The organism is Streptomyces triticagri (assembly GCF_003429565.1).
Lineage (GTDB): Bacteria > Actinomycetota > Actinomycetes > Streptomycetales > Streptomycetaceae > Streptomyces > Streptomyces triticagri.
Genome location: NZ_QUAK01000120.1, coordinates 24,162 through 48,915, shown reverse-complemented (window position 1 = coordinate 48,915; position 24,754 = coordinate 24,162). Strand labels below are relative to the sequence as shown.

Here is a 24,754-nt window from a genome sequence, read left to right as displayed (position 1 = left end):
GCCGATGCTCTCCGACGAGGAGTGGCACCGCATCGTGCACGGCTGGAACGCGACCGCACGGCCCGAGCTCTTGGCGCCCGGCACCCTGCACGGCCTCTTCGAGGACCGCGTGCGCAGCGATCCGGAGGCCGAGGCGCTCGTCGACGGCCGGCACCGCTGGACGTACGGGCAGCTGGACGCGGCCGCGAACCGGTTGGCCCACCGCCTCGCCCGTGCGGGCGCAGGGCCGGACCGGCTGGTCGGGGTGCACCTGGAACGCTCCGCCGCCCTGGTCGTAGGCCTGCTCGCGACCCTGAAGACGGGAGCGGCCTTCGTCCCGCTGGAACCCTCCTGGCCGACCCGCCGGATCGCGGAGGTGGTGGCGGACGCGGCACCGGTCGCGGTGCTGTCACGGGCGGAGCCGTCCGCGCCCCACTGGTCCGGGATCCCGGTCCTCGATCCGACCGAGGACGATCGAGCCACGCCGCAGGACGGCGACCGGGCCCCGGTCCATCAGCCGGGGACCCTCGCGTACGTCATCCACACCTCGGGATCCACCGGCCGCCCCAAGGGGGCCATGATCTCCCATGCGGCCATCCGCAACCGGCTGCCCTGGCAGGCGCAGCTGCTCGCCCTGCAACCCGGCGACGCGGTGCTGCACAAGGCCCCGCTCGGCTTCGACATCTCCGTCAACGAGATCTTCCTGCCGCTCAGTTGCGGCGCCCGGCTGGTGCTCGCCCCGCCGGGCGCCGACAAGGATCCGGACGCCCTGATCGCCGTGACGGCGGCGGAGCGCGTCAACTTCGTCTACGTCACCTCCACGATGCTCGACGCCATGCTCGAGCGCCCCGGCATCGAAGCGGCCGCACCGAGCCTGCACCACGTGTGGTGCGGCGGAGAGGTGCTCACCCCGGAACTCTTCGCCCGTTTCCGCGAGCGTCTGCCGGACAGCACCATGTACCACGGCTACGGGCCGGCCGAGGCGACCATCGGGGTGAGCTGCGAGGTCTACCGGGGCGAGAGCCGCCGCACCGGGGTCACCATCGGCACGCCGAACCCGAACACCCGGATCCATGTGCTCGCTCCCGGACTGCGCCCGGTGCCGCCCGGAGTCCCGGGCGAGATCCACATCGGTGGCGTCCAGGTGGCGAGCGGATACCTCGGTGACTCCCGGCGGACCGCGGACCGGTTCGTGCCCGACCCGTTCGCCACCGAGCCCGGCGCCCGCCTGTACGCCACCGGTGACCTGGGCCGCTACCGGCCCGACGGCGTCATCGAGTTCCTCGGCCGCGCCGACCGGCAGATCAAGATCCGCGGCTACCGGATCGAACTGGACGAGGTGGAAGCGGTCCTCGGCCGGCACCGGGCCGTGCGGCAGGCCGTGGTCCTGCTGCGCGAGGACAGCCCGGGCGCCGGCCATCTCGCCGCATACTGCCTGGCCGCCGCGGACCGGCCCGCCACTCAGGAGACCGAACTGCGCGACTTCGCCGCCGAACGGCTTCCCGAGTACGCCGTGCCGCACTCGGTGCAGATCCTGCCCGAGTTCCCGCTGATGCCGTCGGGCAAGGTGGACCGGGCCGCCTTGGCCGAACTTCCGGCCGCGGTCCCGGTCGCCGCCCCGTACCTCGCCCCGCGGGACGGCCTGGAACGGGTCGTGGCCGGAGTGTGGGCCGAAGTGCTCGGCGTGCCCAGGGTCGGCGCCCGGGACAACTTCTTCGACCTCGGCGGCCACTCCCTGCTCACCCTGCGCGTCCAGGCCGCCCTGGAACGCGAACTCGGCCGCAGCATCCGCGTCGTCGACCTCTTCTCGCACCCGACGGTGAGCGATCTGGCCCGCCTGCTCGACACCCCGGAGAGCCCGCCGGACCACAGCCGCCCGGACGGCACCCCCGCACCCACGGCCACCGGGCAGGAGGCCCGTGTCGAACGGCGACGGGCCGCCCGGGGACGCGCCGCCGCCCGCAGGACCTCGCACGGAGGAGGTTCCCGCACATGAGTGACAGCCGACAGTCGCCGAGTGACACTCGGCAGCCGCCGAGCGACAACCAACAGCCGCCGAGCGACAACCAACAGCCGTCGAGCGACAACCAACAGCCGCCCCCGGCGCACGAGTTCAGCGTCGCGGTGATCGGAATGGCCGCCCGTTTCCCGGGCGCCGACACCGTCGACGCGTTCTGGGACAACCTCGTCGCCGGGCGCGACAGCCTGACCCGGCTCACCGACGCGGACCACCTGGCCGCCGGCGGCGACCCCGCCCTCCTCGACGATCCGTACCACGTCCGTGTCGTACGGGAGATCGACGGCATGGACCGGTTCGACGCCGACTACTTCGGCTACCGGCCCGCGGAGGCCGCCCTGCTCGATCCGCAGCAGCGCGTCTTCCTGGAAGTCGCCCACCACGCCTTCGAGAACAGCGGACACGTCCCGTCCCGCAACCCCGGTCCGGTGGGCGTCTACGCCGGCGCCGGACTCAGCCGCTACTACACCGCCAACCTCGCGCCCTGGTACGCCGCGCAGCCCGGCTCCCTGGACCAGATGGCCGCGCTGTCCGGCAACTCGCCCGGCACGCTGTCCACCCGGGTCTCCTACCTCCTGGGCCTGACGGGTCCCAGCGTCAATGTGCAGACCGCCTGCTCGACCTCGCTCGTCGCCGTCCACGCGGCCTGCCAGGACCTGCTCGCGCACCGCTGCGATCTGGCCCTGGCCGGGGGAGTCGCCCTCAATCCGCACGCCCGGCTCGGCTACCGCCACGTCGAGGACGGCCCGTACTCACCCGACGGCCGGGTCCGTGCCTTCGACGCCGACGCGGCCGGAATGAGCCAGGGCGACGGCGCCGGTGCCGTCGTACTCAAACGGCTCGACGACGCGCTCGCCGACGGCGACACCGTCCGCGCCGTCATCCTCGGCAGCGCCGTCAACAACGACGGCGACCGCAAGGTCGGCTTCACCGCTCCCAGCGCGCAGGGCCAGACCGAGGTCATCCTCGCGGCGCTTGCCGAGGCGGACGTCGACGCCGCGAGCATCGGCTACGTCGAGGCCCACGGCACCGGCACCCCGGTCGGCGACCCGATCGAACTCACCGCACTGCAGGTGGCGTTCGACCAGGCCGGCGGCCATCCCGGCGGATGCCTCATCGGCTCGGTGAAATCCAACATCGGCCATCTGGACGCGGCAGCGGGGATCGCCGGACTCGTCAAGACCGTCCTCGCCCTCGAGCACGGCACCGTCCCCGCCACACTGCACCACGACCGTCCCAACCCGCTCTTCGACTGGGACGACGCTCCCTTCGAGGTGGCGACCAGCGCTTCCCCGTGGCGGCTCCCCGGCCCACGCCGAGCCGCAGTGAGCTCCTTCGGCATCGGCGGCACCAACGCCCATCTGGTCCTGGAACAGCCACCGACGGCCCTGGAACAGCCACCGACGGTCCTGGAACAGCCACCGAGCCCGCACCCCGCCACCGACCGGGAAGCACCGCCCCGCGAGCCGGCGGACGACGAGGCGTACACCCTGCTCACCCTGTCCGCCCGCACCCCGGCCGCACTCGACACCCTGGCCCGGGACACGGCCGCGCACCTCGACACGCATCCCGAGCTCGAGCCGCAGGACGTCGCGCACACGCTCAACAGCGGCCGCCTCGCGCACCCTTGGCGCCGCACGCTGGTCGTACGGGACCTGGCACAGGCCGTCGAGCAGCTGCGCGCCGCGCCGCGCACCGAGCCGCGCCCCGCCGTGCACCGGCCCCTCGGCCTGCTGCTGCCCGGCGGCGGAGTCCACTACGACGGCATGGGCGCGGGCCTCTACGCACGGGAACCGGTCTTCCGCGACATCATCGACGACTGCGCCCGGATCCTGCGCCCGGTCCTCGGACACGATCTGCGCACCGCGCTGTACGGGCCGGCGGGCACCGGACCCGGAGCCGGACCCGGGCTCGGCCGCGGGACGGATCCGGGGGAGCACACCGCCCGAATCGACGGAGTGGCGACGGGACTTCGGCCCGCCGCCTTCCCCGCGATCGTCGCCACCCAGTACGCGCTCGCCGGGCTCCTGGAGAGCAAGGGGCTCGCACCCGCCGCGCTTCTCGGCCACAGTCTCGGCGAATACACCGCGGCCTGTCTGTCCGGTGTCATCGCCCTCGAGGACGTACTGCCGCTGATGGCGGAACGTGAACGACTCTTCGCCGAGGTCGGCGGTCTGACGCTGAGCGTGCGCCTGGGCGAGCAGGCGGTGGCCCCGCTGCTCAGTCCGGACACGGCCGTCGCCGCGGTCAACTCCCTGGAGACGTGCACCGTCTCCGGCACCGCCGAGGCCGTCCTCGCCCTGGAGCAGCGCCTTGCCGCAGCCGGCGTCGACCACCACCGACTGCGTACTCCGTCGGCCGTCCACACCCCGCTGCTCGACCCCGTACTGGGCGAGTTCCGGGAACTGGTCGCCCAACTGCCGCTCAGGAAACCGCAGATCCCCTATGTCTCCAACGTCACCGGAACATGGATGACGGCGCAGGACGCGACCGATCCCGACTACTGGGTCGCCCACTGCCGCCGGACCGTCCGCTTCGCCGACGCCCTGCGCACGCTCGGCGCGGACGACCCGGGCCCGCTGCTCCTCGAGGCGGGACCGGGCGGTGGGCTCGGCAAACTGGCCCGCCAGGTCCTCGGCCCCGAAGCGGCGACCGTCACCGCGATCCGCCACGCCTATGCCGAACAGACCGACGAGGCCTTCCTCCTGGAGGCGATCGGCTCCCTCTGGCGGCACGGGGCCGACGGGGCGCGCGACACGTGGCGGCTCGGCGGGCCGCCCACCCGACGCCCCCGGCCCGTGCCGCTGCCCGGCTATCCCTTCGAGCGCCGCCGGTACTGGATCGACCCGCCCGAGCAGGGCCGGACACCGAAGGGCGGCCCGGTGCTGTCGACCGGCGATCCGGACGCCCCGGAGGCGCGGCACACGCGCAGGGCGCCGACCGTCCCGGATCCGACCGGCGACGACCGACTGCACCAGCTGCACCAGGTCGTCGCCGTGTGGGAGCGGCTGCTCGGCATCGACGGCATCACCCCCGACGACAACTTCTTCGACCTCGGCGGCGATTCGCTGCTCCTCATGCGCGCCGCGGCAGAGGTGCGCGACCTGCTCGGCGCCCAACTCTCCGTACGCCGCCTCTATGTGAACCAGCGGCTGACCCCGGCCGGGTTCCTGGCGGAGGCGGCCGACACCTCGACCGCGCCCGCGTCCACCGTCCCCGCGCCGTGAGGCACGCGACGCCCGACACCTGAAGCCAGACGTCCGATTCCCGACTCGACCGCATTCGTCTCCCCGAACGAACAGGATCCCGATGTCCCAGCAGCAGTCCGTCCTGCCACCCCGTCTGCGCCTGATCGAGATCGTCTCGGCAGGCTGGATCTCCGCCGCCGTCTCCGCGCTCGCCGACCTCGGCATCGCCGACCACCTGGACCGGCCGCGTACCGCCGCCGAACTCGCCGCACTCTCCTCCGCCGAACCGGAGGCGCTCAGCCGCTTCCTCGACGCGGCCGCCGCGGCCGGTGTGCTCACCGCCGAGGAGGACGGCCGATTCGCCCTCACCGGCGTCGGTGCGGTCCTGCGCAGCGACAGCCCCGACAGCATGCGGGAGATGTGCCGGCTGACCGGCATGGAGGAGTTCGCGCGGACCTGGGCGCACTGCGCCCACACGGCACGCACGGGCGCCCCCGCCTTCGACGCCGCGCACGGGCGGTCGGCCTGGGAGTACATGTCCGATCCCGGGCACGCCGACTTCTCGACCGCCTTCCACCGGGCGATGGCCGAGTCCGCCGCCGGTGACACCGTCAACGCCCGGTACGACTTCCCCGAAGGCGCCCATGTCGTCGACGTGGGCGGCGGCCGGGGCGCCATGCTCGCCCGCCTGCTGACCGAGCACCCGCACCTCGCCGGCACGGTCTTCGACCTGCCGAACGCGGTCCGCGGGGCCGCCGAACTCCTTGCGGACGCCGGGGTGTCCGACCGGGCCACCGTCGCCGCGGGCAGCTTCTTCGACGGGGTCCCGACAGGCGGCGACGTCTACCTGCTGTCCCGCGTCATCGGCAACTGGAACGACGAGGACTCCGTCCGCATCCTGCGCCGAGTCCGCGAGGCGATGAGCCCCGCATCGAGGCTCGTCATCGTCGGGCACATGCCCACCGCAGACGACCGGACGCACTACGTACGCGCCCTGGACCTGTACATGTTCGTACTGCTCCAGGCACGCCTGCGGACCCCGGAGCAGTACCGCTTGCTGTTCGAGCAGGCAGGACTCGCCCTGTCCCGGGCCGATCTGCGGCCGGACGCCGAATCGCTCATCGAGGCCAGGCCCGTCTGATGGCCGGCGGATTCGTACCCTGGCCCGGACCCGAGGCGACCCGCTACCGGAGCGCCGGCCACTGGCGCGGAGCTCCGCTCGGGCACCTGCTGCGCGAGGCGGCGGCGCAGCACGGGGAGCGGACGGCGCTCATCGACGCGCGCACGCGGCTCACCTTCGCCGGACTCGACACCCGGGCCGACCGGACCGCCGCCGGACTCGCCGAGTCGGGCATCCGGCCGGGCGACCGTGTCCTCGTCCAGCTGCCCAACCGCGTCGAGTTCGCCGTCCTCCTCTTCGCACTCTTCCGCCTCGGTGCCCTGCCCGTGCTCGCGCTGCCCGGGCACCGGGAGAGCGAGCTGAAGCACCTGGCCGAACTCTCGGAAGCCGTCGCCTTCGTGACCACCGACGAGCTGGAGGGCCACGACCACCGGCCGGTGATACGCGCGCTGCTCGAGGTCTGCCCGTCGCTGCGGCACACGGTCGTGATCGGCGATCCGGACGGTGTCGAGGAAGCGATCGCGTACGGCTCGCTGGACCGTGAACCCGTGCGGCTGCCCGATCCCGACCCCTCGGGCCCGGCCGTACTCCTGCTGTCGGGCGGCTCCACCGGGCTGCCGAAACTCATCCCGCGCACCCACGACGACTACGCCTACAACGCCCGCCGCATGGCCGAACTGTGCCGACTCGGCCCGGCGGACGTGTACTTGGCGGTCCTGCCCGCGGCGCACAACTTACCGCTCGCCTGCCCGGGGCTGCTCGGCGCGCTGATGTCGGGAGCGGCGACCGTCTTCGCCGAGAACGCCAGCCCGCCGGAGGTCTTCCCGCTGATCGAGCGGGAGCGGGTCACCGTCACCGCCCTGGTGCCGCCCCTCGCCGCGCTGTGGAGCCGGGCCGTGGAGTGGGTGGGCTGCGACCTCGCAGGGCTGCGTCTCGTCCAGGTCGGCGGCGCACGTCTGCCCGAGCCGACCGCCCGGATCCTGCCGGACGCCCTCGGCTGCACACTTCAGCAGGTCTTCGGCATGGCCGAAGGGCTGCTGTGCGCCACCCGCCTCGACGACCCGCCGGAGACCGTGGCGACGACCCAGGGCCGTCCCGTCTCGTCCGACGACGAGATCCGCATCGTCGCCGGCGACGACACCGCCGTACCGGACGGCGAGACCGGTGAACTCCTCACCCGCGGCCCGTACACGATCCGCGGCTACTACCGGGCACCGGAACACAACGCACGCGCATTCACCGCCGACGGCTTCTACCGCTCCGGCGACCTGGTCCGGCGCACACCCGGCGGCGATCTCGTGGTCGAGGGACGGGTGAAGGAGCAGATCAACAGGGCGGGCGAGAAGGTCTCTCCGGAGGAGGTCGAGCACCACCTCCTGGCGCATCCCGCCGTGGCACAGGCCGTGGTGATCGGCGTACCCGACGACGTCCTGGGGGAGCGCGTCTGCGCCTGCCTCCTCCTGGCCCCGGATACGACCCCGGATGCGGCCCCGGACGCCGGGCAGCCCGCCGGCGCTCCGGACGCGGCAGCACTCGGCGAGTTCCTGCGCGACCGGGGAGTCGCCGCCTTCAAGCGGCCGCAGCAGGTGGAGACGGTCGAGGCCTGGCCGCTCACCGGCGTCGGCAAGATCGACCGCCGTGCTCTGACGGTCATCGCGGCGGACCACGCCCGCGCCCGCGTCCCGCACTGACCTCACCCAGCAAGGGAGTCCCCCATGTGCCCGATGTCCTCGATATCCTCGATGTTCTCGATGCCCTCCATGCCGACCCGGCCCGACACCCTGCAGTACCGGACCAGTTCGGCGCCCGTCGCGGGAGACCCGCTGTCCGCCGCCGTACGCGTCACCCGCCAGGCCGGTGACGGACCGTGCGTCCTGTACGAGCGCGGGGACACCTGGTCGGTCGCCCTCGGCGCGATCACCGAAGTGACGGTCACCCGCACCGGCGTCCGCCGCACCGGCCCGGACGGGGAACGGACCGTGCCGTGGACCGACGATCCCGCCCCGGCCCTGCGGGAACTCCTGTCGGACCTGCCCGTCGAGGACTGGCGCGCCTACGGCACCGTCGACTTCGAGCTCTCCTACGCGGGCACCCCCGCGTTCGACGAACTCCCCGCCGACACCGTGCTGTTGCGGCTCGTCGTACCCCGCACCGAGATCCGCATCCAGGGCTCGACGGCCACCGTGCGCACCCTGGACCCGGAGGAGGCGCAGCACGCCGTGGCGGCGCTGGCGTCCGACGAGGCGGATCCGGTGCACCCGGCCTCGGCTCCGCTCGTGGACGTCGACCTGGAACAGGGCGAGGGCGAGCTGTACCGCAAGGCCGTGGCCGGGGCGGTGCGCGAGATACGGGACAGCACCCTGCGGAAGGTCATCCTGTCCCGGGTCGTGCAGATCACCGAGCCGGTCGATCTCGCCTCGACATATCTGCTCGGCCGGCGGCGGAACACGCCCGCCCGATCCTTCCTGCTCCACCTGGGCGGACTGCGCGCCGCAGGGTTCGGCCCGGAGATCGTCCTGGCCGTCGACGCCGACGGACGCGTACGCACCCAGCCGCTGGCCGGGACCCGGGCGCTCACCGGCGATGCCGAGGGCGACGCGCGACTGCGCCGCGAACTCCTCGCCGACCCCAAGGAGGTGTACGAACACGCCGTGACCGTACGGACCTCCTTCGAGGAACTGGAGGCGGTCTGCGAGCCGGGCACGATCCAGGTCACCGACTACATGACGGTCAAACCGCGGGGCACGGCACAGCACTTGGGATCGGATCTGTACGGTCGGCTCCGCCCGGGACAGGACGGCTGGGACGCGCTGGCCTCGCTGTTCCCCGCGGTCACGGTCGCGGGCATCCCCAAGGCCGAGGCGTACGAAGCGATCCGCCGGTACGAGTCCGAGCCCCGCGGGCTGTACGGCGGTGCCGTCCTCACCGTCGGGCAGGACGGCACCTTCGACGCCGCTCTGGTCCTGCGGTCGGTGTACCAGCAGGGGGGCCGGACCTGGCTGAGGGCCGGGGCGGGGATCGTCGGACAGTCCGTGCCCGAGCGGGAGTTCACCGAGACCTGCGAGAAGCTGCGCAGCGTTTCGGGGACCGTCGTCGCCGCCGTCGCGGCAGGCCGGACGGAACTCGGCCTCGACGTGATGCGCCGCGATGTGGCGGAGGCCCTGCGCTGCCCCGAGTCCGAGGTCGACACCGAAGCGAACCTGATCGCCCAGGGGCTGGACTCGGTGGGCCTGATGACCGTGGTCAGCAAATGGAGCGCGTACGGCGTCCGGTTCAAGGTCGCCGAACTCGCGCGCGACCCCCGGCTTGTGGCCTGGGCCCGCCTCGTACAGGAGCAGCAGGTGCCGCCCTCGCCGGAGCCGCCCACAGCTCGGACGACGGCGGCACCCCGGGCCGGGGAGCAGGTACGGACGAGGCCCTGACGCCCGTCCTTCTCCCCGGCCCGTCACGGGGTGGCCACGGAGCGACCGTGGCCACCCCGGTCCTCGGTGTCCTGCTCGCCCGGAGCGCGCAGCGACAGGCCGTCGAGTACGAGGTCCAGCTTGCGGGCGAACCAGGCGCGGGGCTCCGCGGTGACGGCCTCCTGGATCAGGCCCCGCAGGCGCGGGTCGAGCAAAGGTGCCGCGGCGGCCACCCTGGCCCGGCGGTCCGCGCCGGCCGTACTCGACCGGAGGTCCATGTCCATGTCCATGTCCACGTCCCCGGCCCCGTCCCCGGCATCCGGAGCCTCGGTGATGCGGCCCAGCAGAAAGGTGTCCAGGGCCAGTTCGCCGATCACATCGACGGCCAGGACGGCGTCCTCCGTGCTGAAGCCGAGGTCGAGCAGCCGGACCGCCGTGCGGTCGATGCGCCGTGTCATCGCCGGCGGAGTCGTGGGCAGCGCCGTCACGGCCTGTGCGAGTCCCGGGTGGCGCGCGTACACCTCCCACAGGGCCCAGGCCTGAGCGGCCAGGCAGTCGCGCCAGTGCCGGGCGCCAGGGCCCTGCTCCGGGCTCTGCTCCGGTTCCTCGAACCGGGCGTCCACGGCCTGCGCAAGGAGTTCCTCCCGAGTGGCGAAATAGCGGTAGAGCGTGGAGGGGCGCACGCCGAGGCGCTGGGCGACCGAGGAGACCGTGATGTCCCGGAAACCCAGGTCGGCCACGGCATCCACGGCGCGGCGGCGATCCACGAGCGGCCGCCGGCCGGGCCGCTTTCCGAGACGGCGCCGCGGTGGCGCGTCCGCCTCCTCGCGCGCCCCGTGCTCGTCCGGCGACGGCGACGGCGGCGACGACGACGGCGGGGCGCCGCCCGTCACAGGCTGCCCTCCAGGGTGAGCTCAGTGCCGTCCTCGGGACGCAGCCGCCAACCGTGGGCCTTGCTGCGTTCCCGCCAGAACTCGGCGTAGCGGCCTCCCACAGCGAGCAGTTCGTCGTGTGTGCCGCTCTCCGCGAGGCGTCCCTCCTCGAGCACGACGATCCGGTCGGCGCCGACCACCGTCTGCAGCCGGTGTGCGACGACCACCAGGGTGCGCTTGCCGGACAGGGCGTCCAACGTCTCCTGTACGGCAGCTTCGTTGGCCGGGTCGAGCGACGAGGTCGCCTCGTCGAGCAGCATCACCGGTGCGTCCTTGAGCAGCGCCCGTGCCAGCGAGACCCGCTGGCGCTCGCCACCGGACAGCGCGGTCCCGCCCTCACCGACCCGGGTGTCCCAGCCCTGCGGAAGACGGTCCACGATCTCGTCGACGCGGGCGAGCCGTGCGGCCTCCTCGACCTCCTCGTCGGCCGCCGCCGGACGGCCGAGAAGCACGTTCTCCTTGATGCTCCCGTCGAACAGGTACACGTCCTGGAAGACCATCGAGAACTGGTCCATCAGCGTGTCCGTGCCCAGGTGCCGGACGTCCCGGCCACCGACCATGACCGCTCCCTCGTCGACGTCCCAGAACCGGGCGAGGAGCCGGATGAGGGTGGTCTTCCCGGAGCCGGAGGGCCCCACGACCGCCGTCGTGGTGTGCTGCGGCAGACGCGCCGACACACCGTCGAGCACCGGCCGGCCGCCCGTGCCGGCGCCGTACGAGAAGCGGACGTCGCGCAGTTCGAGCGAGGCGTCCGCCGGTGTCTTTCCGGGGTGTGCCGGCTCCGGCAGCGGGCGTGCCGCGAGCACCTCGTCGAACCGCTTGAGTGCGCCGCGCGCCGCGCGCAGACTGCCGCCCAGTTCGGCCATCCCGGAGACCGGCTCGGCGAAGCGGACCACGAGCACCAGGAGAGCCACCAGTTCGGCGACGCCCACCGATCCGTCCAGGCCGAGGACGGCGCCGACGACCACCACCGCGGCGACCGCCAGGTGGACGACCGCGATGAAGGCTGTACGGCCGGGTGCCATGGCGGCGGACTGCCGGCGTCCGGCGGCGTCCTGCTCACTCAGCGCCGACTCGAGCAGTGCACGGCCCCGTTCCGAGCTGCCCGTGCTGCGCAGCACGGGCTGGGAGCGGACGAATTCGACCACGCGGTCGTTCGCCTCGGATGCCGCCTTGTCCGCCGCTTCGTCGGCGCGTGCGACCGTGCTCATCGCCCAGCGGTACGTGAGGTACATGACCGGGGCTCCCAGCGCCGTCGCGAGTGCCAGGCGCCAGTCGAGGAACGCCATCGCCACCACCACCGTCAGCGGGGTCACCACCGCCGTGCAGAGCGGTTGCAGCAGATGCGCCAGGAGGGACCGCACCTGCGGCACGCCACGCGAGGCCAACTGGCCCAGACCGCCGACCTGTTCACCCGAGAACCAGCCGAGCGGCAGGGCGGAGACGTGGTCGCCGAGCCGGTGGTACAGGCGGTGCGAGGCGACCAGGGCCACCTGGAAGCTGAGCATCTGCTGGACGTAGTACGTCACCGCGGTCGCCAGGGCGACGCCGGCCAGTGCCCAGGCCCACGGCCACGCACCGTCGGCGTCACCGGCGAGCAGCCGGCGGAGCACGGGGACCACGAGGACGAAGGCGACCCCTTGCAGGACGCTGTAGCCGAGGAGCACGGCCAGTTGCAGGGCCAGGCGGCGTCGCAGGGACGGGCCGACCACTTGGAAGAGCTGCTTGATCACGGGGTGGCTCCGATCTGCGCGTGTCCGTGCCCGGCTGCGGGGGATCCGACGGCCCGCACGCGTCCGTCCGCGGACTCCGTGTGCCGCTGGTGGGTCCGCCACATGGCGGCGTACAGGCCGTCCGAGGCGAGGAGCGCCGCGTGGCCGCCCTGCTCCACGACCCGGCCCTCGTCGAGTACGAGGATGTTGTCGGCGTCGACGATGCTGCTCAGGCGGTGGGCGATGACCAGCACGGTGCGGCCGGCGATCAGCCGGGACAGGGCCCGCTGCACGGCCGCCTCGGACTCCGGGTCCGCGTACGCCGTGGCCTCGTCCAGGACGAGGACCGGGGTGTCGGCGAGCAACGCCCGGGCGATCGAGAGGCGTTGGGCCTCGCCGCCGGAGAACTGCGCGTCCTCGCCGATCACGGAGTCGTGGCCGCGCGGCAGCCCGGCGATCCGCTCGTCGAGAGCCACCGCGCGGATCGCCTCGGCCAGTTCGGTGTCCGTCGCCGCGGGCCGGGCGAGGCGCAGGTTGTCCGCGATCGACGTACGCAGGAACCGTGCGTCCTGAAGGACGAAGCCGACGTGCCGGTACAGCTCGTCGGATGCGATGTCCCGGACGTCCACGCCGCCGAGCAGGACCTGGCCCGACTGCGGGTCGGCGAAGCGCGGCAGCAGCGTCGCGAGCGTGGACTTGCCTGCCCCCGAAGGCCCGACAAGGGCGGTCACGGTGCCGGCTTCGAGCACGGCGCCGACCTCGTGCAGGACGGGTGCGTCCGGCTCGTAGCCGAAGGTGACACGGCGCAGCTCGACGCGGTTGTCGGCGGGGGTCCGGGGCGCCTCGGGCTCCGGCAGGGGCGGCACGGAGAGCAGGTCGCCGACCCGCTCGGCCGCGGCTCGTGCCGAGCGCAGCGAGTTCCCGGCGAGGCCCACCACGAGGACCGGTGCGGTCAGGCCGAGGCCGAGCGTCACGAACGGTACGACGTCGACGGCCGGGAGCCAGCCCTGGCTGACGAAGAGGGTGCCCGCGAGGATCACGACCAGCAGGGTGGCCGCGGGGGAGAGCAGTCCCGTACTGAGTGACTGGATGCGCAGCAACGGGCGGTTGGCCGTACTGAACGCCTCCAGGTAGTCGTCCGCGGCGCGGGCGAAGCGGCTGTGCGCCCGCTTCGTCTGCCCGAACGCCTTGACGACGGAGATGCCCTGGACGAACTCCACGACGGCGCTGTTGAGCTTGCCCATCGCCGTGCCGATCGCCCCCATCCGGGACCCGGCGACGCGCGCCATGACGCGGTGGCCCACCAGGTAGCACGGGATCCCGACGAGGCAGATCAGGGTCAACCGCCAGTCCACGAAGGCCAGATAGACGGTCGCGGCCAGTGGAGTGGACACCGCCACCACGAAGTCCGGCAGCGCGTGCGCCACCAGATAGTGCATGTCCTCGACGTCGTCCTGGAGCGTGTTCTTGAGCCGCCCCGCGCCGCGCTCGGAGATCCAGCCGAGCGGCGCCCGGGCGAGCCGCGCGGCCATGGAGCGGCGCAGCAGCAACTGCATCTCCATGTCCGCCGTGTGGGACAGCGAGACGGCGGCACCGTGGCAGACGAACTGCACGACCACCGAAGCGACCGTCACGGCGACGACGACCCATACCTCGCCGCGGTCGGGCTCGGCCGCGGTGAGCGCCTTCGCCAGCATGTACACGGCGACGAACGGGACCAGTGAGGCGAGCCCCGCCACGGCCGCGAGCACGGAGGCGGCGACGACCCGTGGACGTACCCGGGCGGTCAGCGCGCCGAGAGTGCGGGGTGCCTCGCCCGGAGAAGGGGGTGAGCCGGGCGGGGCGATGGACTCCTCGGACATGCGGAAGCTCCTTGCGGTACGCGGCAGTTCAGCGGGCGCTCATAGTTTGCAACGCACTGTCATTAATAAGCAAGGGCGACCTTGGTCACGATGCTCCGTGCGTGTGGCGGCTCGGGTCTCGACTTAGTGACAAGCTGTCGTAAATGAGTGAGGATGCTTGTGCTCCCGTGTCCATGAACCGAGGCGGTCGCGCCACGCCAGCCGGAGGAACACCGTCATGACCCGATCCATGATCTCCACCGAACTGCGCGTCGTCGGCGCCGCGTATCTCACCCCTCGTATGCGGCGCATCACCTTCGAAGGTGCCGGCCTGCGCGACTTCACATCGGTGGCGCCGGACCAGCAGGTCAAGCTGTTCTTCGCGAAGGGCGATCAGCCGCTCAGGGTGCCTCCGGCGCCGGAGGACGGCGACATCGCCCGGTGGTACCGCGACTATCTGGCCGTCCCCGATGCCGAGCGGCCCTGGATGCGCTCGTACACGGTCAGGCGCCATCTGGCCGAGCGCCGGCAGATCGAGATCGACTTCGTGCTGCACGGCGCGGACGGAGGGGCGGGTCCGGCCTCGAAGTGGGCCGCGGCCGCGAAGCCGGGGGACATGACCTGGATGTACGGTCCCGCGTCGGCGCGCCCGTGGGGCGAACGGCGGGAATCCTGGCGGCTGTTCGTCGGCGACGAGACCGCGCTGCCGGCCATCGGCGCCTTCGTCGAGTCCCTGGCGCCGGGCGAGCGTGCGCTGGTGTACGCGGAGGTGGCGGACGCGGCCGAGGAACAGCGATGGCGGACCGCGGGCGACGCCGAGGTGTGCTGGGTGCACCGCGGCGGCGATCCGGCGGGGCAGGGATCGGCCCTGCTCGAAGCGGTGCGCCGAGCCGAACTGCCCGCCGGTGACGGCCAGGCCTGGGTCGCCGGTGAGGCCTCGCTCGTACGGTCCGTACGGCGCCACCTGGTGAACGACCGCGGCATGGACAGGTCCGCCGTGGCCTTCACCGGCTACTGGCGCCTGCACCTCACCCAGGACGACGACCTCACCGAGGAGGACGCTGCGGACCGCGCCGAGGCGATGCGGTGAGGAGCGGTGGGGGCGGCCGGATCAGGCGCCCAGGCGGTTGCGGTGCGAGGCGCGCCGGGCGGCGGCGAGCAGCCCGCGGACCCGCGGTCCGGCTTCCTCCGGACTCCGTGCCTGGGTGGCGAAGGGCAGCCGGACGTCCGCGTGCGTCGCCGGGTATTCGAGGCGCAGCGTCAGTCCGTACCTGTCCATGGCGAGCGGAACCGCCCGCAGCATCCCCTTCGCGGGGCGCGGGCGGACGAGCCGGACCAGCAGCGGGACGAGTTCGCGGTGACCGTCCAGGAGGTGCGTCAGCATGGCCGACTCGTGGGCCGCGAGCGGATCCGGTGCGGAGCAGCTCAGTTCGTCGAGGGTGACGAAGTGGCGGCCGGTGGTGTCCTGGAGCATCGCCTGCCCGAACTCCATGCAGGTGCCCTCCGGTTCGTCGTCCGCGTACGGCTCGCAGAGCAGACCCGTGACGGTGAGGCGGGCGCGGATCCGGTCGCGGACCGAGGTGGGCGCGACATCGGTGAACTCCAGGCGCACCGGCATACGTGACTGAGGCCCCGAGTGCACCGGTGGTTCGCCGGTCGGCGGGTGCAGATGGATGTGGCCCATGGCCCCCGAACCGTCGAGGCGGTGCACGGCTCTGTGCGCGCCGTCGGTGACGACGGTCATCGACTGCGCGGCATACAGGATGGAATGGACGCGTTCGGCAGCGGTCGGCTGCTTGGCGCGAGTGGTGGGGGTGCGCATTCCGGTGCTCCAGAGCGTGGACGAGACCTGGGCGGCTAACTTAGGTATGCCTAACCTAACCCGCCGAGGGCGCCTGGAGGTAGGGGGGTGCGCCTACGGCGGGCACAGGGGCAGGTCGAGCCAGGCCAGTCCGACGTCGCGACCCATGTGTGAGACGTCGCGCGCGGCGCGGCCGTCGTAGAAGAGCGCCAGGCGGCCGTGCAGGGGGACGACCGAGGGCAGTCCCATGATGTAGGGCGACCAGGCGCAGTTGGTCCGGTCGAGGACGGCCGCCTTGTCCCGTGCGTCCCACTGGTTCAGGTCGCGCGTCCAGTACACCCAGATCGCGTCGGTGTACTCGCCGGACTCGTCGAGCCCGACGTGATTGGTGAAGAGGAACCAGGTGTCGTTCGCGTGCTCGTAATGGAGGGAGGCGTTCTCGATCTGTTCGTCCAGCGGGACGATCGGCTCGGGGTCGGGCTGCCACGGTCCGTTGAGGTCGCGGGTGCGGGCGATGCCGATGGTCCGCTTCGTACTGGTGGAGTCCTGTACGGAGGCGCTGAAGAACTGCAGGTACTCGCCGCGGTGGCGGACGACGTGGCCGGGGCTCGCGGTCAGCGAGTAGTAGGTGTCCGGTTGCGGGCGGAACGGCTCCACGTCCGGCTGCTTGGTCCATGGCCCGGTGGGGCCGGGGCCGTGTGCCTTCATGGTGAGGTACGGGAAGGCGGGGACGCGGTCGGGCGGTGGTGAGGCGTTCGGTGTGCCGAGGTAGTACAGGTGCCAGTCGCCGGGTGCCGCCCGGTAAGTGACGCCGTAACTGGCCGACTTGCTGTCGTCGGAGCCGGGTGCGCCGAGCTCGAGGACCGGGCCGTGCTTGGTCCAGTCGGTGCCGTTCCTGCTCGTGGCCAGGCAGGCGAGCCAGCCCTCGTCGCCGGCGCCGTCGTAGTGCATGTACAGGGTGCCGCGGTAGCGGTACACCCAGACGTCCCGCGCGCCGTGGATGTCGCAGCGGTCCGGGCCGTCGCCGTGCCGCAGCACCGGGCCGGCGTCCTGCGCGTCGAGCCGCCGGGTCGCGACGGGGCGACCGTCCGGGTACGACGGCCAGGCCTCTGCGTCCGCCGCAGTCGGTGCCGATGCCGATGCGGGGGAACCGAGTAGTGCGGCCGTTCCCGTTGCGGCTGTGGTGCCCAGGAAGGTGCGTCGCGTCAGTCCGGAGGGGGTGCGGGCCATGGCAGGTGCCTTTCCACGATGGCGGTCGTGCCGTTGGTCGGGGGCGCAGCTCTGGTGGTCAACTCCTGGAATCGAATCCAGAGTTGCAGCCGCCGTGCACAGCGGTCAACCATCGGAACACACCGGGCTTGCTGCTCGCGGAAAGACGCAGGTGGCTCCCATTACTCGGCATCTGCCACGGACAGATCCGCGCCCGACGTACCGACATCATCCGACGCGAAGGGCGAACCGCGTGGCTGGAATGCATTCCGGGGCGGAGCCCTGCGATCCCGAAAGGGGTGGGCGGCCGGCGGCACCCCCACGGGCCGTCGGCCGCCCCGTCGGGGAGGCGGTGTGGGTGTGGGGGCCGTCGGACGGGGCGGCCCCCACACGCCGGGCGGTTACTCGGTGACCTGGACGAGCTTGTTGGGGGTGCCCTCGGTCGGGTCGGTGATGCGGTCCTCGGCGGCGTTCGCGCTCAGGGCGTCGGCCACCTCCTCCGGTGTGGCCTCCGGGTGCTCGGCGAGGTGGATCGCGGCGGCGCCCGCCACGTGCGGGGTGGCCTGCGAGGTGCCCGAGTACGTGGTGGTGGCGTCGTCTCCCGTGTTGAAGTCGGAGACTATGTCGACGCCGGGGGCGTAGAGGTCCACCGTGCTGCCGTAGTTGGAGAAGTAGGCCTGCCCGTCGGCGCTGTCGCTCGCGGCGACGGTGAGCGCCTCGGTGACCCGGGCGGGGGAGTAGTTGGCGGCGTCGTCCGCGGAGTTGCCCGCGGCGACGGCGACGGTCACCCCCGAGGAGACGGCCGCACGGACGGCGGTGTCGATGGCCTCGTCGGGGCCGCCGCCGAGGCTGAGGTTGGCGACGGAGGGGCCCTCGTGGTTCTCGGTCACCCAGTCGATGCCGGCGACGACCTGGGCCGTGGTGCCGGAGCCCTGGTCGTTGAGTACGCGTACCCCCACGACGTCGGCCTTCTTGGCGACGCCGTGCTCCGCACCGGCCAGAGTGCCCGCGACATGTGTGCCGTGACCGTGGCCGTCCTGCGCCTCGTTGTCGTCGTCGACCGCGTCGTAGCCGTCACTGGCACGGCCCTCGAAGTCGTTGTGACTGACGCGCACGCCCGTGTCGATGACGTACGCGGTGACGCCCTCGCCCGCGCTGTCCGGGTACGTGTACGCGTCGTCGAGCGGCAGGTCGGGCTGGTCGATCCGGTCGAGGCCCCAGGACGGCGGGGAGGGCTGGGTGGTGTCGACGGTGAACGTCCTGCTCTGCACGACCTTGTCGACGGCCGGGTCGGCAGCCAGTCTCCGGGCCTCGGCCGGGCTGAGCTGCTCGGCGGAGAAGCCGTTGACGGAGGAGAAACTGCGGTCGAGTTCGCCTCCGTACTGTCGGGCGAGGTCCTTCTTCGCCGCGGTGCCGGCCTTGCCGTCCAGCAGGACGACGAACTCGCCCTCGACCGCGCCGGGTGCACCGGCGCCGAGCACGACGCCTTCGGCGGGGGCCGCACCGGCGGGCAGAGCGACGGCGGTGGTTGCGGCGGTGACGGCGACCGCGGCCGCCACGGCGAGACCGAGGCGGCGCTTGCTGAAGCGCCGGGTGGACGACACGGGTGAGGTGGGTGACGTGGACGGGATGGATGACATGTGGAGGGAACTCCTGTCTGGCGAGAGGTGGGGAAGGGAGCCTCACGGCCTGCCCGATGGGCCGGCCGCGTACATGTCATCGTTGCCAACTCCCGTGCGGTGCCCAACAGTTGTGCGTGTTCATCACGCGACTGCCGGCCTCCGGCAACAGAGAACCGGAGCAAAGGCCGCGATACGGTCCCGCCCGTCCACCTGCGGTCACACGCCGGTCACATGCCGTTCGGGTCACGAGCCGCCCGTACCCGTAGTCCGGGCCCGCCGTGCGCCCCCTGATGAGAGGGCTTCCGGACGCCGGTGCCGCGTGAAAAGGTGAGGACCATGGCGGAGGAGGTGCCGGTACTCCGGGGGGCCGGTGCGAAGAAGCGGCCGACGATTCGGGAGGTCGCGCGGCTGGCCGGTGTGTCGCACCAGACGGTCTCGCGGTTTCTGCGCGAGGACCCCACGGTGCGACCGGAGACGGCGAGCAAGGTGGCGGACGCGGTCGAGGAGCTCGGCTACCGGCTCAACCAGGCGGCCAGGACGATGCGCACCCGTCGCTCCAACCGGCTGACTCTCATCCTTCCCGGCACCTCCGAGCGGATGTCGCCCGCCCTGCTGCGCGGCGCGGCCGCGGAGGCGCACGAGGCCGGCTATCTGCTCGAGGTCGTCAGCCTGGAGGGCGATGCCGCGGCGCGGACCGCACGGCTCGAGGCGCTGCTGCAGAGCGAAGGGACGGACGGCGTACTGTCCTTCACCTCGCTCGGCGAGGGCCTGGCGCAGGACTCCGAGTACGGCGTACCCATCGTGATCGACGGCGTGTACGACGACGAGATGCGCTCGCGCGGCGCCTTCGCCGACGCCTCGATCGCGGCCGATGTGGTGCGGCACCTGGCGGATCTGGGGCACCGCCGATTCGCCCATGTCACGGGACCGCGGGAGTGGCTGTCTGCCCAGGGGCGGCGTGCCGTGTACGAGGCGACGCTGGACGAGTTGGGGCTCGAGTCGTGCGCCGTGGTCGAGGCCGAGTGGAGTGTGCAGTCCGGCTGGGAGGCGGCCAAGGACGTGATCGCGGACTGCGGTGCGACGGCTGTCTTCGCCGCCTCCGACCAGTTGGCGTTCGGTGTGATCAGCGGGCTGCAGAGCCTGGGTGTCGAGGTGCCCGGCGACATCAGCGTCTGCGGCTGGGACGACTGGGAGATCGGCAGCTACTTCCGCCCCACCCTGACCACCGTCAGCGTCGACCGGGAACGCCAGGGCCGGCAGACCGTCCGCCGGCTCCTGTCCCGGCTCGGCGGAGAGGCGCCGGTGGGGCCGGTGGAGGCGGGTGCGCTGCACCGGTTCATCCCGCGGGAGTCGACCGGTCCGGCCCCGACCCGTACGAACTGATCGGCGACGCATGCCGGTTGACGGTCCACGCGCGTCGGCCGGTGGCCCGGGTGCGACGGCCGGTGGTCCGGGTGCGCCGATCGGCTGCCGACGTGCGCCGACCGGTCGCCGGGCGCGGTGGTGGCGCTGGCGATTCCAACGTTGGAAAAGCTGTGTCGCGACCCTTGTGTGATCGTTCACTCGAATCCTAGGGTCGCGATCGACCAGCCGGTTTTCCGGGCTCATCACGCACGCTCGCAGCCACAGGAGATGCATTCATGCACGACGACCGGAAGCTTGTCGAAGGGCGTCTGGAGCGCGTCCTCCGGGAGCGCATCCGCCCGGCCATCCACCCCGCCACGACACCGCTGGACGTGGAGATCTGGTCCACTCCGGGCGAGCCCGTCCCGGTGGCCGACGGACTGGCCGCGCCGACCCGGCCGATCACCGCGGGCACCGCCTGGGGCGCGCCCTGGGGGACCAGCTGGTTCAAGGTCACCGGCACGGTGCCCGCCGAGTGGGCGGGCCGCACCGTCGAGGCCGTCCTCGACCTCGGCTTCACGACCCGCCAGCCGGGCTTCCAGTGCGAAGGGCTCGTCCACCTGCCCGACGGGACCCCGGTCAAGGGCATCCATCCGCTCAACTCCCAGGTACGCGTGGGCTCTCCGGTGGCCGGCGGCGAAGAGGTGCACTGGCGCATCGAGGCCGCCTCCAACCCCGATCTCGAGGCGAGCGGCGTACCGTTCCAGCCGACCCTGCTCGGCGAGAAGGCGACCGCGGGTGACGCGCCCCTGTACGTGCTCGGCGAGATGCGGCTCGCCGTCCTCGACGAGACTGTGTGGAACCTCGTGGTGGACCTGGAGGTGCTCGGCGAGCTGATGGCCGAGTTGCCCGTCGACGGGGCCCGCCGCTGGGAGATCCTGCGCGCGGTGAGCCGGTCGCTCGACGCCCTCGACCTGCAGGACGTGAACGCGACGGCGGCGGCCGCGCGGGACGAACTCGCGGGCGTGCTCGCCGCTCCCGCCGCCCCCACCGCGCACCGCATCACCGCCGTCGGCCACGCGCACATCGACTCCGCCTGGCTCTGGCCGCTGCGCGAGACGGTGCGCAAGGTGGCCCGTACGGCGTCGAACATGACGGCGCTCATCGAGGACGATCCCGACTTCGTCTTCGCCATGTCGCAGGCCCAGCAGTTCGCCTGGATCAAGGAGCACCGGCCCGAGGTGTACGCGCGGGTGAAGAAGGCGGTCGCGGACGGCAGGTTCGTACCGGCCGGCGGAATGTGGGTGGAGTCGGACACCAACATGCCCGGGTCGGAGGCGATGGCCCGTCAGTTCGTGTACGGGAAGCGCTTCTTCCTGGAGGAGTTCGGCCTGGAGACCGACGAGGCCTGGCTGCCCGACACCTTCGGCTTCGCCGCGGGGCTGCCGCAGATCATCCGGGCGGCCGGCGCGACCCGGCTGCTCACTCAGAAGATCTCGTGGAGCAAAACCAACCCCTTCCCGCACCACACCTTCTCCTGGGAAGGCATCGACGGCAGCCGCGTCTTCACCCACTTCCCGCCCGTCGACACCTACAACTGCGAGATGACGGGTGCTCAACTCGCCCATGCCGTACGCAACTTCAAAGAGAAGGGCGTCGCCACCCGGTCCCTCGCGCCGACCGGATTCGGCGACGGCGGAGGCGGCACCACCCGTGAGATGGTCGCCCGGGCGGCGCGCATGCGCGATCTGGAAGGCGCACCGAAGGTCGACTGGGCGGCACCGGCCGACTTCTTCGCCGAGGCCGAGGCCGAGTACCCCGACCCGCCCGTCTGGGTGGGCGAGCTCTACCTCGAACTGCACCGCGCCACCCTCACCAGCCAGGCCGGCACGAAACGCGGCAACAGGCGCAGCGAATCCCTCCTGACCCAGGCCGAACTCTGGGCCACCACGGCGGCCGTACGGACCGAATACACGTACCCGTACGAGCAGTTGGAGGCCATCTGGAAGACGGTCCTGCTGCACCAGTTCCACGACATCCTGCCCGGCTCCTCCATCGCCTGGGTGCACCGCGAGGCGCGCGAGACCTATGCGCGGATCGCCGAGGAACTGCAGGACATCATCGGTCAGGCGCAGAGCGCCCTGGCCGGCGACCCGTCGGGCGGACGGGAGCTGGTGTTCAACTCCGCCCCGCACACCCGCCGCGGCATCCGGGCCGGCGGCGCCTCGGCCCGGCCCGGCGACGGCGGCGCAGTCACCCCCGTCCCGCGCGAGGGCGGCGGGTACGTCCTCGACAACGGTCTGCTGCGGGTCGAGATCGACGCCCGCGGCCTGGTGGTCTCCGTGTACGACCGCGCCGCCCGCCGGGAGGCCGTGGCGCCGGGCGAGGCGGCCAATCTGCTGCAGCTGCACCCGGACTTCCCCAATCAGTGGGACGCCTGGGACGTCGACTCCTTCTACCGGAACACCGGCAGCGACCTCACCCAGGTCAAGGACCTGAGTGTCGAGGGGAGTTCGGTGCGCGTCGAGCGCGTCTTCGGCGACTCGTACGTCGCCCAGCTCCTGTCGGTGCCGGCGGACGCCAAGCGGCTCGACATCGACACCCTGGTGGACTGGCACGAGACCGAGCGCTTCCTGAAGCTGTCGTTCCCGCTGGATGTGAAGGCCGACCGGTACGCGTCGGAGACACAGTTCGGGCACGTGTACCGGCCCACACACCAGAACACCAGCTGGGAGTGGGCCAAGTTCGAGGCCTGCAACCACCGCTTCGTACACCTGGAGGAACCGGGCTGGGGCGCGGCCCTCGTCAACGACGCCACCTACGGCCACGACGTCACCCGCACGGTGCGCGACGGCGCCGACGCGGGGACGACGACCACCGTGCGGGCGTCCCTGCTGCGGGCGCCCCGCTATCCGGACCCGGAGACCGACCAGGGTGTCCACCGTTTCCGGCACGCACTCGTACCGGGCGCCACGATCGGTGACGCGGTCCGCGAGGGCGCCCGGATCAACCTCCCCGAGCACACCGTCACCGGAACCGCCGCCGATATCGCCCCTCTTGTGACGGTGGACGACGAAGCAGTCGTGATCAGCGCGGTCAAGCAGGCCGACGACCGCAGCGGCGACCTGGTCGTACGGCTCTACGAGGCGCACGGCGGGCGGGCCACGGCCACGGTCCGCGTGGACGGCTTCGCCGCCGAACGCCCCGTACCGACCGACCTGTTGGAGCGCCCGCTCGCGGACGCCCCACAGCCCGCGGTGGCCGACGGCGGCGGATGGTCGCTCGCCCTGCGGCCGTTCCAGATGGTGACGCTGCGGTTCGGCCGCGGCTGAGCCGAGGCCGGCCGCGCGCTCGAATCCGCCCGCCGCCCTGAACCGGTGCCGTGTCAGGCGCTGGCCGGCGTTCACCGGCAATCCGGTGAACGCCGGCCGGGCCAAGCCATCCCGTGCGCCGTGTCCACGCACGGCGACCACCCAGACTCCGGGCGCCCCATGCGCGCCGAGCCACCGAGGAGCAGCAGTGACCACCCCGCTCAGCATCGTCCACACCGTCGGCGACCGGCTCACCGTCCGGGCCGGCGACACCGAGATCCTCTCCTACGTCTACCGCCCCGACCCCGACCCGTACGAGGCACGCAAGCCGTACATCCACCCGCTGCGCACCCTCGCCGGCCGCCTGGCCTCCGGCTACCGGCCGAACGACCACCGCTGGCACAAGGGCCTGCAGATGACCGCGAGCCATCTGTCCGGCCAGAACTTCTGGGGCGGGGTCAGCTACCTCGGTCCCGAGCAGGGCTATCAGCGGCTGCCCGAGCGGGTCGGCGCCATGCGGCACGACGGATTCGACGCGGTGCAGGCCACCGGCGAGCGGGTGGTGCTCGCCTCCCACCTCACCTGGGTGGAGAACGGCGGCGCCGAATGGGCGCGGGAGCGGCGCGGCATCACGGTGCACTCCGTCGACCCGGACGCCGGCGCCTACGCCGTCGACTGGTCCATCCATCTCACCAACACCCGTGCCGACGCAGGCCCGTTGCGCTTCGGCTCCCCAACCACCGCAGGGCGCGAGATGGCCGGCTACACCGGTCTGCAGTGGCGCGGTCCGCGCGACTTCACCGGCGGGCAGGTCCTGACGCCCGCCGGACCGGCCACCGACGAGGAGACGATGGGCGCCGCGGCCACCGAAGCGGATTGGGTCGGCTTCACCGCGGAGCACGATGACGTCGACGCCCACTCCACGCTCCTGTTCGCGCACGCGCCCGAGAATCTCGGGCCGGACGCCGTGCACGCCTCGCACTGGTTCGTGCGGTCGACGCCCATTCCGTCGGTCGCGTTCTCCTGGGCGTTCTTCGAGGAGTTCGAACTGCCGGCGGGGGAGTCCTTCGCGTACCGCTATCGCGTCGTCGTCGCCGACGGCGCCTGGGACCACGAGCGTGCCGCGACTCACCTCAATGGCTTGCCGTGGTGACACCGCGCAGGCCGTGATCGACGCCTGAACCGGCAAGCAGGACCGCGGCGTCGCACATCTGGACCCCCGGAGAAAGCGCTTGTACCTTCTGCGCTCAAGTGAACGTTCACATGGTCGTTCACAT

At 72.3% G+C, this 24,754-nt stretch carries 15 protein-coding genes; 9 read left to right on the top strand and 6 right to left on the bottom strand.

Going from position 1 to position 24,754, the window contains the following annotated elements; all coding sequences use genetic code 11:
• Positions 1–4 precede the first annotated feature (4 nt).
• From DY218_RS22210 to DY218_RS22190, 5 genes are all read left to right on the top strand, one after another.
• Positions 5–1,975, top strand: coding sequence for a non-ribosomal peptide synthetase (locus tag DY218_RS22210; RefSeq protein WP_233521808.1), 1,971 nt, complete (start codon positions 5–7; stop codon positions 1,973–1,975).
• Positions 1,972–5,223 (top strand): type I polyketide synthase, encoded by a 3,252-nt coding sequence (locus DY218_RS22205; RefSeq protein WP_128557886.1) that lies wholly within the window; start codon positions 1,972–1,974, stop codon positions 5,221–5,223. The genes DY218_RS22210 and DY218_RS22205 overlap by 4 nt, the downstream gene beginning before the upstream one ends.
• An 82-nt stretch (positions 5,224–5,305) precedes the next feature.
• On the top strand, positions 5,306–6,325 hold the full coding sequence (locus DY218_RS22200; protein ID WP_128557885.1) for a methyltransferase: 1,020 nt from the start codon (positions 5,306–5,308) through the stop codon (positions 6,323–6,325).
• Positions 6,325–7,995: a (2,3-dihydroxybenzoyl)adenylate synthase gene (locus DY218_RS22195; protein ID WP_128557884.1), complete on the top strand. Its 1,671-nt coding sequence runs from the start codon at positions 6,325–6,327 to the stop codon at positions 7,993–7,995. The genes DY218_RS22200 and DY218_RS22195 overlap by 1 nt, the downstream gene beginning before the upstream one ends.
• 33 nt (positions 7,996–8,028) lie before the next feature.
• Positions 8,029–9,726, top strand: coding sequence for a salicylate synthase (locus DY218_RS22190; protein WP_128557883.1), 1,698 nt, complete (start codon positions 8,029–8,031; stop codon positions 9,724–9,726).
• 23 nt (positions 9,727–9,749) lie between these two features.
• Here the strand turns inward: DY218_RS22190 and DY218_RS22185 are convergent, their stop codons facing one another.
• Genes DY218_RS22185 through DY218_RS22175 form a run of 3 tightly spaced genes read right to left on the bottom strand, consistent with a single transcriptional unit; the run spans position 9,750 to position 14,211 of the window.
• A complete protein-coding gene (locus tag DY218_RS22185; protein WP_128557882.1) occupies positions 9,750–10,598 on the bottom strand; it encodes a TetR/AcrR family transcriptional regulator in 849 nt (282 codons plus the stop codon).
• Positions 10,595–12,370: an ABC transporter ATP-binding protein gene (locus DY218_RS22180; protein ID WP_128557881.1), complete on the bottom strand. Its 1,776-nt coding sequence runs from the start codon at positions 12,368–12,370 to the stop codon at positions 10,595–10,597. Before DY218_RS22180 ends, DY218_RS22185 begins: the two co-directional genes overlap by 4 nt.
• Positions 12,367–14,211 carry an ABC transporter ATP-binding protein gene (locus DY218_RS22175; protein WP_128557880.1) on the bottom strand — a complete coding sequence of 615 codons (1,845 nt, stop codon included), beginning with the start codon at positions 14,209–14,211 and terminating at the stop codon, positions 12,367–12,369. The genes DY218_RS22180 and DY218_RS22175 overlap by 4 nt, the downstream gene beginning before the upstream one ends.
• A gap of 217 nt (positions 14,212–14,428) precedes the next feature.
• On the opposite strand from DY218_RS22175, the gene DY218_RS22170 reads away from it, so the two are divergent.
• On the top strand, positions 14,429–15,280 hold the full coding sequence (locus DY218_RS22170; protein WP_128557879.1) for a siderophore-interacting protein: 852 nt from the start codon (positions 14,429–14,431) through the stop codon (positions 15,278–15,280).
• Positions 15,281–15,301: 21 nt separating this feature from the next.
• Here DY218_RS22170 and DY218_RS22165 read toward each other — a convergent pair whose 3' ends face one another.
• The 3 genes from DY218_RS22165 to DY218_RS22155 all read right to left on the bottom strand — a co-directional run bounded on the left by DY218_RS22165 (position 15,302) and on the right by DY218_RS22155 (position 18,840).
• Positions 15,302–16,012 carry a DUF2470 domain-containing protein gene (locus DY218_RS22165; protein WP_128557878.1) on the bottom strand — a complete coding sequence of 237 codons (711 nt, stop codon included), beginning with the start codon at positions 16,010–16,012 and terminating at the stop codon, positions 15,302–15,304.
• Between the two features lie 93 nt (positions 16,013–16,105).
• On the bottom strand, positions 16,106–17,221 hold the full coding sequence (locus tag DY218_RS22160) for a twin-arginine translocation signal domain-containing protein (RefSeq protein WP_128557877.1): 1,116 nt from the start codon (positions 17,219–17,221) through the stop codon (positions 16,106–16,108).
• Between the two features lie 380 nt (positions 17,222–17,601).
• The gene (locus DY218_RS22155) at positions 17,602–18,840 is read right to left on the bottom strand and encodes a S8 family peptidase (RefSeq protein ID WP_128557876.1); all 1,239 of its coding nucleotides are present in this window, start codon (positions 18,838–18,840) and stop codon (positions 17,602–17,604) included.
• A 318-nt stretch (positions 18,841–19,158) separates the two neighbouring features.
• Between DY218_RS22155 and DY218_RS22150 the strand changes: the two genes are divergently transcribed.
• From DY218_RS22150 to DY218_RS22140, 3 genes are all read left to right on the top strand, one after another.
• The gene (locus DY218_RS22150; protein ID WP_128557875.1) at positions 19,159–20,205 is read left to right on the top strand and encodes a LacI family DNA-binding transcriptional regulator; all 1,047 of its coding nucleotides are present in this window, start codon (positions 19,159–19,161) and stop codon (positions 20,203–20,205) included.
• A gap of 257 nt (positions 20,206–20,462) precedes the next feature.
• The gene (locus DY218_RS22145; protein WP_128557874.1) at positions 20,463–23,498 is read left to right on the top strand and encodes an alpha-mannosidase; all 3,036 of its coding nucleotides are present in this window, start codon (positions 20,463–20,465) and stop codon (positions 23,496–23,498) included.
• Between the two features lie 187 nt (positions 23,499–23,685).
• Complete coding sequence (locus DY218_RS22140) at positions 23,686–24,630, top strand: DUF6807 domain-containing protein (protein WP_128557873.1); 945 nt, start codon at positions 23,686–23,688, stop codon at positions 24,628–24,630.
• Positions 24,631–24,754: the final 124 nt, after the last annotated feature.

What these genes read in the sequence shown, in the direction of transcription:
- DY218_RS22210 (WP_233521808.1), top strand. Translation starts at nt 5, where the DNA reads ATGCTCTCCGACGAGGAGTGGCACCGCATCGTGCACGGCTGGAACGCG.
- DY218_RS22205 (WP_128557886.1), top strand. Translation starts at nt 1,972, where the DNA reads ATGAGTGACAGCCGACAGTCGCCGAGTGACACTCGGCAGCCGCCGAGC.
- DY218_RS22200 (WP_128557885.1), top strand. Translation starts at nt 5,306, where the DNA reads ATGTCCCAGCAGCAGTCCGTCCTGCCACCCCGTCTGCGCCTGATCGAG.
- DY218_RS22195 (WP_128557884.1), top strand. Translation starts at nt 6,325, where the DNA reads ATGGCCGGCGGATTCGTACCCTGGCCCGGACCCGAGGCGACCCGCTAC.
- DY218_RS22190 (WP_128557883.1), top strand. Translation starts at nt 8,029, where the DNA reads ATGTCCTCGATATCCTCGATGTTCTCGATGCCCTCCATGCCGACCCGG.
- DY218_RS22175 (WP_128557880.1), bottom strand. Translation starts at nt 14,211, where the DNA reads ATGTCCGAGGAGTCCATCGCCCCGCCCGGCTCACCCCCTTCTCCGGGC.
- DY218_RS22170 (WP_128557879.1), top strand. Translation starts at nt 14,429, where the DNA reads ATGACCCGATCCATGATCTCCACCGAACTGCGCGTCGTCGGCGCCGCG.
- DY218_RS22165 (WP_128557878.1), bottom strand. Translation starts at nt 16,012, where the DNA reads ATGCGCACCCCCACCACTCGCGCCAAGCAGCCGACCGCTGCCGAACGC.
- DY218_RS22160 (WP_128557877.1), bottom strand. Translation starts at nt 17,221, where the DNA reads ATGGCCCGCACCCCCTCCGGACTGACGCGACGCACCTTCCTGGGCACC.
- DY218_RS22155 (WP_128557876.1), bottom strand. Translation starts at nt 18,840, where the DNA reads ATGTCATCCATCCCGTCCACGTCACCCACCTCACCCGTGTCGTCCACC.
- DY218_RS22150 (WP_128557875.1), top strand. Translation starts at nt 19,159, where the DNA reads ATGGCGGAGGAGGTGCCGGTACTCCGGGGGGCCGGTGCGAAGAAGCGG.
- DY218_RS22145 (WP_128557874.1), top strand. Translation starts at nt 20,463, where the DNA reads ATGCACGACGACCGGAAGCTTGTCGAAGGGCGTCTGGAGCGCGTCCTC.